At 61.7% G+C, this 8,073-nt stretch carries 8 protein-coding genes; 2 read left to right on the forward strand and 6 right to left on the reverse strand.

The features are described 5' to 3' along the window. Positions 1-861 (forward strand): hypothetical protein (locus PLJ71_13935; GenBank protein ID HQM49783.1); only part of this gene is annotated, 861 nt, incomplete at its 5' end. A gap of 73 nt (positions 862-934) precedes the next feature. Here PLJ71_13935 and PLJ71_13940 read toward each other — a convergent pair. Both PLJ71_13940 and PLJ71_13945 read right to left on the reverse strand, forming a co-directional pair. After that, positions 935-2,929, reverse strand: a complete 1,995-nt coding sequence (locus PLJ71_13940) for a hypothetical protein (protein HQM49784.1) — start codon at positions 2,927-2,929, stop codon at positions 935-937. Positions 2,930-3,180: 251 nt separating this feature from the next. Continuing rightward, a complete protein-coding gene (locus PLJ71_13945) occupies positions 3,181-3,708 on the reverse strand; it encodes an O-acetyl-ADP-ribose deacetylase (protein HQM49785.1) in 528 nt (175 codons plus the stop codon). Positions 3,709-3,882: 174 nt separating this feature from the next. Here PLJ71_13945 and PLJ71_13950 point away from each other — a divergent pair, with 174 nt between their 5' ends. Next, the gene (locus PLJ71_13950; GenBank protein ID HQM49786.1) at positions 3,883-4,404 is read left to right on the forward strand and encodes a DUF1439 domain-containing protein; all 522 of its coding nucleotides are present in this window, start codon (positions 3,883-3,885) and stop codon (positions 4,402-4,404) included. A gap of 34 nt (positions 4,405-4,438) precedes the next feature. On the opposite strand, the gene PLJ71_13955 is transcribed toward PLJ71_13950, so the two are convergent. The 4 genes from PLJ71_13955 to PLJ71_13970 form a co-directional block, all read right to left on the reverse strand. Next, positions 4,439-5,173, reverse strand: a complete 735-nt coding sequence (locus PLJ71_13955) for an ABC transporter ATP-binding protein (protein HQM49787.1) — start codon at positions 5,171-5,173, stop codon at positions 4,439-4,441. Beyond that, complete coding sequence (locus PLJ71_13960) at positions 5,170-6,099, reverse strand: extracellular solute-binding protein (protein HQM49788.1); 930 nt, start codon at positions 6,097-6,099, stop codon at positions 5,170-5,172. The genes PLJ71_13955 and PLJ71_13960 overlap by 4 nt, the downstream gene beginning before the upstream one ends. 143 nt (positions 6,100-6,242) lie before the next feature. Beyond that, positions 6,243-7,493 (reverse strand): threonine synthase, encoded by a 1,251-nt coding sequence (gene thrC, locus PLJ71_13965; GenBank protein ID HQM49789.1) that lies wholly within the window; start codon positions 7,491-7,493, stop codon positions 6,243-6,245. A gap of 9 nt (positions 7,494-7,502) precedes the next feature. After that, the coding region (locus tag PLJ71_13970) for a glycosyltransferase family 2 protein (protein ID HQM49790.1) at positions 7,503-8,073 on the reverse strand (571 nt) is incomplete at its 5' end.

Here is an 8,073-nt window from a genome sequence, read left to right on the forward strand (position 1 = left end):
GTCACCGGCCGCATCGCCCAAGCCCTGACCGAAGCCAACGCGGCCCTCCAGCCGGCCAAAGCGGGCGCGGGCCGCACGAAGATCGAAGGCATGAACCGCAACCGCCGTGACGACGAATTCGTAGACAAAGAATTGACGCTATTGCGCCTCGACCGCACCGACGGTACGCCCTACGTTGTGCTCGTCAATTTCACCGCCCACGAGACCATCATGTCCCCCGACGAGATGCTCATCTCCGCCGGATGGCCCGGTATGATGCAACGCACCGTCGAGGCCGCGCTGGGAGAGGGCGTCACCTGCATGTACACCAATGGCGCCGAAGGCGACATCTCGCCGGCGGGCAGGCAGGGCGGCAGCAATTGGGAACGGGCCGAGAATTTTGGCCAGCGCGTCGGACTGCGAGCGACTGCTTTGGCACGGAGTATCGAGGGAACCGAGGTCGACGCCTTTGCGGTGCGTTCTCTCTGGGTCCAGCTGCCGCCGCGCCAGGCCGCGCCGGAATTTGTTATGATCGCCGGCTCCGAATATCACATCACCGAAGAGCAGTTACAGCAGCTTCTGCCGACAATGTTTCCTGACAAGGCGCCCCTGTACGCGCTGCGCGTCAACGATTTCGCCATGCTGACCCTCCCGGGCGAGCCCATCTGCAAGATCGGGCTGGCCGTGAAGAAGCAATTGGCGGACGGCGGCATCACCTATCCCTGCGTCGCGGGGTTGACCACCGACTATATTGGATACATTCTCACGCCGGAGGAGTATCGCGAAAGCGGCTACGAAGTCACCGCATCGTTCTACGGTGAAACCCTCGGCGATATCATGCTTGCAAAGGCCGCCGAGCTGGCCAAACAAACGGCAAAATAGACCGCTCGGGACAGACACGTCTCCTCCCCCGCGATTCGCCTGCGCCGGCCCTCCAGCACAGTGGACGCCCAAATCATTGCACGACCAGGATGTTGTGTATGGCCAAGCCGCCGATTTTGGCCGTGAGGAGTCCGTCTTTCCAGGTCCATTCGAGTCCCACCTTGTCTGGGGCTGTGTAGCAGCGTGCCGGTTTCTGTGCCAGCGGGACGGTCACCGTGAACGGTCCTGCGTCCGTGACCTGCTCGACCATGTGGCGATTGGGCGCGAGATACCCCCCGCTCCCGCGGTTCACGAACTGAATAAGCAGCCGGCCGTCTTTCTTACGTGCCGACATCTCGACCCACCACGGACCCTGCACCTGCATCACGTCCGCGTCGAGCGCGTCGAGCATATCGCCAACGAACCGGCGCAACAGCGGATAATGGGCGTCGGCATAGCACCCGAACACGGGCCCGTGCACCGCCACGACGCGTCCCTTGCCCAAAGCATAGACCGTAGCGGCCGGCGTTCCCGCAAGATTGAGGGACGGTTCCTGCTGGTTCAACAGCGGCGCCAGTTCGGCCGCGCCGGCCAACTGGACGCGCTGCCAGGGGCCGGATACCCCTACGCAACCGTTGCCGGCAGGAAGCCACCCGGAGCCAAGCTGCCCCTCGGCGTACTTCACGCCCGCAAGATCGGGCATCTGTCTCACCACATGGTTGCCGCTCAAGAGCGCCTTTCCGCCGTTTTCGATATAGCTGCGCAACGTGGCGGTGGCTTTCTCGGAGAGGCCGTTCTGTTCCGGCACGACCACGACGGGGTAGTGCGTTCCGCGTTCGATAAACATCTCTTCGTTCAGGATGTCCGCCGAATACCCGTTTTCGAGGACCGCATGCAATGCCCCCTCCATGGATTCGTTGCGCGACCCGAAATTGAAGAGCGGATCGTTGCCGAGATAGTAGTGCGTCTCGCTATGGAGAATCGCGACCTGCGGCACCGTCTCCGTGAGGAAAGAGTACTCCTTCCGCGCGCGGCAGAACTCGGCCACCTCGGCGAGGATATCCTGGTGCCAGGCCGTGAGCCGCCCCGACCGTTGCGGTACGTCGTAGAAGAACACCGAGCCGCCTTGTGCGAGCGTTCCCGCTACCTCCTGGCACAAGTGGACCGGCGCCTTCGTTGCCCACGGCTGGTCGCCGGTACGGAGGAAGGTCCACGCCATGAGATTCCAAGGGAGTCCCCGGCTGGCGAGGAACCGCGCCTCGGCACATGCCCGCTCGGCGCCGAACGAGGGGTCGAAATCGCCGCTCAGGTAGTCCACGGGCGCCGTGATGGGTTCGGGCTGGCGCACACTGTACATCCAGTTGCTGCACACCGCGATGCCGGGTTTCCGCGCGTGGAGCGCTTCGGTGAACTTGCGCACGTGGTCAGTGAACAGGCCGCGGTGGCACGCCAGCCACTCGAACCAGTGGGCATCGCCCGCCTTCTTGGGAATCTCGGCTACGCCCGTGCGTGTGGTGAATTCCGCCGTACACCGCTCACACCAACACGGCCGGCTCGCCCAATTCTCGCCGTCGATCCAGACCCCGTCGATGTCGTACATGTCCACGACCTCGATCAACTGAGGAATCATCAACTCCTGGGTGTAGCCGCTTAGCGGGCAGGTATAGTTCTTGTCTTTCTGGCCGTCAGCATGAACGTTCGCCCACTCGGGATGCAGCTCGACGGCCCGGGTGTCCCACACGCCTGAATAGTGGATCGACAGTGGAATATCCATGTCGCGGGTGACGTCGCGCCAGATTTTGAGCGCATCATTGACGATGCCCGGCGATGGCGAGCCGATCTTCGTCGGATAACCGGTGTACCCGGGGTGACCCTTACAGTCGTACTGCACGTAGTCCGGCCGAACCCTCTCCAATCGTTCGCGGATATGCTCATACGTAGTTTCGCGGCCAAGTTCGGTGTCTCCGGCGTTCGGGTGCAGGTCATAATGTAGTCCAAAAAACGCCGTTGCAGGCCATTTGGCGGTCTCGGGCCCGGCGGCGGCTTCCTGTGCGGCAAAAACCATGCATGCGGCAAGACTCAACATCATCGACTCCTCCTTGAAGAGTGCGCCGCCCCCGGAACCGCCGGCGGCAGCAGACACCGTTCTGAGCGCCAACGGCGCGTCACATACCAGCCTGGCCCAAAGGACCAGGAAATCGAAACCGAGACTGCCAACAGGGCGGAAGGCCCGAAACATCGATATGCTTGACATAGCTGGCCGAACGGTTTCCTGTCTTGGTTGCGGTTACGCCGCGCCGGATACGTCCGCGCCTGCTAGCATTTGGTCTTCCGCCTGCGCTACAGCGCTTTCAGCGCGTCTTCAAACGGCTCATACACGTCTTCCGAAAAAAGAACGAAGCGCACATGCTCAATCCCTTGGCGGGACTGAAGAAAGTCCTCGACGGTCTCGAGGGCGATTTCCGCGGCGTCCGGAATGGGATACCCGTACACACCGCAGCTAATGGCGGGAAACGCAATGGTTTTCACAGCATTCTCAAGGGCGACCCCGAGGCTGCGGCGGTAACAGCTCGCCAGTTTCCCGGGTTCGCCGTGTTCGCCGTCACGGTATACGGGGCCGACGGTATGGATCACGTATTTGGCCGGAAGGTTGCCGCCCGTGGTGATCTTCGCATCGCCCGTTTCGCATCCGTTGAGCTTGCGGCATGCCTCGAGGATGGCCGGGCCTCCAGCGCGGTGGATGGCCCCGTCGACGCCCCCGCCGCCGAGAAGGCTCTTGTTGGCCGCGTTAACGATGGCGTCGACGTGCTCTTTCGTGATGTCGCCCCGGATGGTCTCGATAGTGGCGGCTCCGACCTTTTTCTGCATGGCACACCTCCTGTTGAGTAACACCGTAGAGAAGAGTATAGCATACGATTCTGGAGAAGTAGTGCCATTGAACATGGCCGTTCGCTAAGGTGTATATTCAACGTGTGGAAATACCAAATGGCCGGGTCCTCGAAAAGAGTCCGTGGCCATGCGTGCGAAAGAGGAACCATCAACATGAAATGCCTTTCGGCAGTGGCCGTCGCGCTGACCATGCTTGCGGGCTGCAATGCAATGCACAGGGAAATCACGATACCCAGAGCCAGGCTCCAGGAGATGGTCGACAAAAAGTTCCCTTACGACAAGAATGCCGTGGTGGCCCGCTTCAAACTCGATTCGCCCGAGGTTTATTTCGCCGGCTCGAACATCGGCATGAAACTGAATTACTACGCCAGCCTCTTCGACAAGGAACTCCAGGGAAACGCCGATTTCAACGGACGCCTCGCATACAAACCCGAGGAAGGCGCCTTCTATCTCACGGATTTCGATATTGTCGACATCACGATCAACCAGGCGAATTTCTCGCATGAGGACCAGCTCAAGACGGCTATACTCAAGGTGGTCAACAACTATCTCGATGGATATCCCGTCTACCGTCTCGACGAAGCCGGGTTCAAGCAGAAGCTCGGCAAACTCTTGTTGAAAGAAGTCCGTGTCGAGGGCGAGAGCCTCATCGTGGTCATGGACGTGGGCAGCTGAGCCGCGGACGGTAACGCTGCAACAGAGACGCCGCTCACTTGTACCCCATCGCACTGCGTTGGCGCTCGAGAAATGCCCGCACAAAGGGCGTCGCCGGCTCGTGCAGGATTGCGCCCGGCGTGCCGATCTGGTGGCATGTGCCGTCTTTGAGCACGGCAACGCGATGGGCCAGGGCAAGCGCTTCTTCCTGATCGTGAGTCACGTAGATGGCCGTGATGCCCAGGCGCGACTGCAGTTCCGCGATGTGTTGCCGGGTGCTGAACCGCAGCTCGGCATCAAGGTTGCTCAGAGGTTCGTCGAGCAGCAGAATGCGCGGATGCACCGCAAGGGCGCGTGCGAGGGCCACGCGCTGTTGCTGGCCGCCGCTCAACTCGGTCACGTCGCGTTTCCCCATCCCAGCCAGCTGGACAAGTTCAAGCGACTCCTCCACGCGCGACACCATCTCGGGTCCGGCCATTTTGCGCGCGCGCAGTCCGAACGCGACATTCTCGAAGACGTTCATGTGAGGAAACAGCGCGTAGCTCTGAAACACCATGGCCGCATTGCGTTTCTCAGGGGCCAGATGGGTGACGTCGCGGCCGTCAAACAAGACCGTGCCCGAGTCGGGGGTCTCGAGGCCGGCCGCGATGCGCAAGGTGGTCGTTTTGCCGCACCCGCTCGGGCCCAGCAGCGCGAAAAACTCCCCCTCGGCAATGTCGCACGTGAATTCACGAATGCCGCCGCCCTCGGGGAAAATGCGCGATACGCTATGGAACTGCACCGAACTCATGGCGCCCCGTACACCTCGGCTTTCCACCGGTTGATGCGAGCCTTCTCATTCCGGGCGAACTCGCGCCAGTCGATGTCCATGGCGTCGATGGTCTGCGCCACCATCCATTGGGGCAGGGTTGCGGGGTCGATGTCCGTTCGCGCGGGCACCTTCGCGTACGCCCGGGCCTGGCGCGCCAGGGCCTCCGCGGTCGTTACAAACTCATAAAACCGCTCCGCCCATTCGCGATGAGGCGCTCCGTCGACAATCGCGATGCCTTCGGTAATAACCGGCGTGTCAGGCGGCACAACGGTGTCGAGCGGGTAGCCGTTGCGCTCGCGCTGCAGCGCAATGTCTGCCATGAGCCACACACTCACCATCTCTTCATTGCGCTTGAGGTGATCGTACAGCAACTGAGGATTCCCGAGATATGCCTTTGTGGCATTGTTGAGACGCTTCAACCACGCGATACCCTCGTCTTCGGACGGCGCGCGCAGCATCATCGCGCAGAGGAAGGTCCGCATCGTCCCCGACGGCAGCGGTTCACGGAGGGCGATCTTCTGATGCCACCGGGGTTCGAGCAGCTCATCCCAGGTCTGTGGCACAGTCTCTTTGGTCCGCCCGCGGTTGTTGAACACGATCGCCAGCGGGGAGAGATAGGTGCCGTACCACCGGTGCTCGCTGTCACGGTACGGCGCGCCGACGTTGTCCGCCCATGAGGGTTTGTAGGGCGCGAGCAACCCCTCTTCCGCGGCTTGTATGAACATCGAGGACGGCGCCCCCCACCATACATCGGCCTGGGGATTGTTACGTTCGCTCTTGATGCGCTCGTAGACCTCCTGCGAGCCCATATCGAGGCACTGAACATCCACTTCGGGGTACGCCGCCTCGAATTCCGTTTCGTAATCGCCCAACACGTCGGGGCCGTGCGGACTATATACCAGCAAGACATCTTTCGATTCTGAACACCCTCCAAGAAGGAAAAGGGCAGCCAAGAGTAGCCCGAAACAGCCAAGAACCAGGACAGAGGCGTCTGCGCGCCCCGAGAGATGCTTCCCTTGTATTAGTCTCGTCTTTGTTTGTTGTTGCGTCACGCCGCGCCCTCCGCGATTCTGCGCAATTCCTCCATCTCCGCCGGGATGGTTTTCGGTTCGGCCACGTGCCGCGAGACCGTCGCGATGTCCTTCACGCCGTTGCCCGTGAGCAGACAACAGACACGCGCTCCGCCAGCAGTCTCTTGGAGGTGCGCGAGCGCCGCAATCACCACCGCGCATGTGGGCTCGCACAGCAGCCCCTCGGTGCGGGCCAACAGCAGCAGGCCGTCCATGATCTCCTCATCATTCACGGCAACGGCGGTCCCGCCGGTCTGGCGCACAGCCGGCAAGGCGGTGTGCCCGTCGAAGATGATATCGTCCGCGATGCCCCCGGCAATCGTTTTGGGGTCCGGCCACGGGTGTTCGAGGGTTTCAAGAAACGGCGTGTCTTGCTCAATCGCTTTGACGAACGGCGCGCACCCGGAAGCCTGTACTCCGCACATGCGCGGCATGCGCTCTATGACGCCCATTCGCTGGAGGTCGAGAAATCCCCGCCATACGCCCCCGAGAAGCCCGCCGCCTCCCACGGGCGCGACAATCCAGTCCGGGAGTTCGCCCTCCGTCTGATGGTACAATTCGTAGGCGATGGTCTTGGCGCCCTCCACGTTGAATGGCTCGTACAGGCCCGCCGTCGAGAGATGGTACCATCCGAAAGCCGCACAGGCCTCGAGACACAATTCAAACACCCTGGCCGCGGACGGCTCGTCCACCCGCATGGCCGTCGCGCCATACGATGCCGCTTGGGCGGCCTTCCCGCCGCCCGCCTGGCCGTGCATGAGCAGGATCGCGCGCATGCCCGCCCGCGCGGCATACGCCGCGGCCGCACACGCCACGTTTCCCGACGAAACCACGGCAACCGTGTCTTTTCCGAGTTCCCGCGCGTGGCTGATTCCCACCGATACCTGGCGGTCCTTGAACGAGCCCGTGGGGTTGACCATCTCGTTCTTCAGCAGGACCTGGTCGAAGCCGAAGCGTTCCGCCAAATGTGCCGCGTCAACAAGGGGTGTCGCGCCTTCTTCCAGCGATACGACGCACTCGGGGCCGGCAACGGGCAGAAAATCCGCATAGTCCCACATCGATAAGGGAGGGCACTCGAGAATCTCGAAAGCGGGCGTTGCCAGAAATCGCAGGCTCATCGGCGCGCCCGCCGCGCTCTTCGGGTAACCGGTCATCGCAAAAGGCGCACGTTCCCCCGTTTCGTAGCAGTAGAAATCGAATCGGTCTGACAAGGCTGCGTGTTCGTTCATAGTCCTCGCTCAGTGCGGGCGCGTCTGTGCGCGTTTCAGTGCGGTCCGGAAAAAGGTCCGGTAAATCCTAAACGAATCGCGAATCTTGTTGAAGTGGGAAGAGCGGTTACCTTCCTCGTAAATGGTCTGGATGGGTTCCGCGACAAGCGTGTAGTCCTCGCGCGCCGCCTTGATCAGAATGGCCATCTCCGTTTCGTACCGTCCGCCAGGAATGGTCTTGAGCACGTCCTCAAGAAAACGGCGCGAATGAATGCGATATCCCGATTGGGTGTCCGTGATCGTCTGTCCAAGCAAAAGCTTCGTCAAGAACGCCGTAAGCGAGTTTCCGAACCAGCTCGCCAACGGAATCTCGCCGCGCGTGAACGTGCGCGTTCCGACGACCAGATCAGCCTCATGCTCCAAGAAAGCCCTGTAAAGATGCGGCAACTCGGAGGGGTTGTGCTGGCCGTCGGCATCAAGAATCGCCACCGCCTGGATTCCGGGTTCCTTGAGGGCCGTTTCGAACCCCGCCAGCATCGCGAATCCCTTGCCCCGGTTCTCGGAAAACGTCACAACCGTCGCGCACAGCCCGTCCACCGAC

Source organism: Candidatus Hydrogenedentota bacterium, assembly GCA_035416745.1.
Classification (GTDB): Bacteria; Hydrogenedentota; Hydrogenedentia; order Hydrogenedentales; family SLHB01; genus UBA2224.

Bases quoted from the DNA above. Each gene is read 5' to 3' on its own strand.
- PLJ71_13940 (HQM49784.1), bottom strand. From the start codon at position 2,929: ATGATGTTGAGTCTTGCCGCATGCATGGTTTTTGCCGCACAGGAAGCC.
- PLJ71_13950 (HQM49786.1), top strand. From the start codon at position 3,883: ATGAAATGCCTTTCGGCAGTGGCCGTCGCGCTGACCATGCTTGCGGGC.
- PLJ71_13945 (HQM49785.1), bottom strand. From the start codon at position 3,708: ATGCAGAAAAAGGTCGGAGCCGCCACTATCGAGACCATCCGGGGCGAC.
- thrC (HQM49789.1), bottom strand. From the start codon at position 7,493: ATGAACGAACACGCAGCCTTGTCAGACCGATTCGATTTCTACTGCTAC.
- PLJ71_13955 (HQM49787.1), bottom strand. From the start codon at position 5,173: ATGAGTTCGGTGCAGTTCCATAGCGTATCGCGCATTTTCCCCGAGGGC.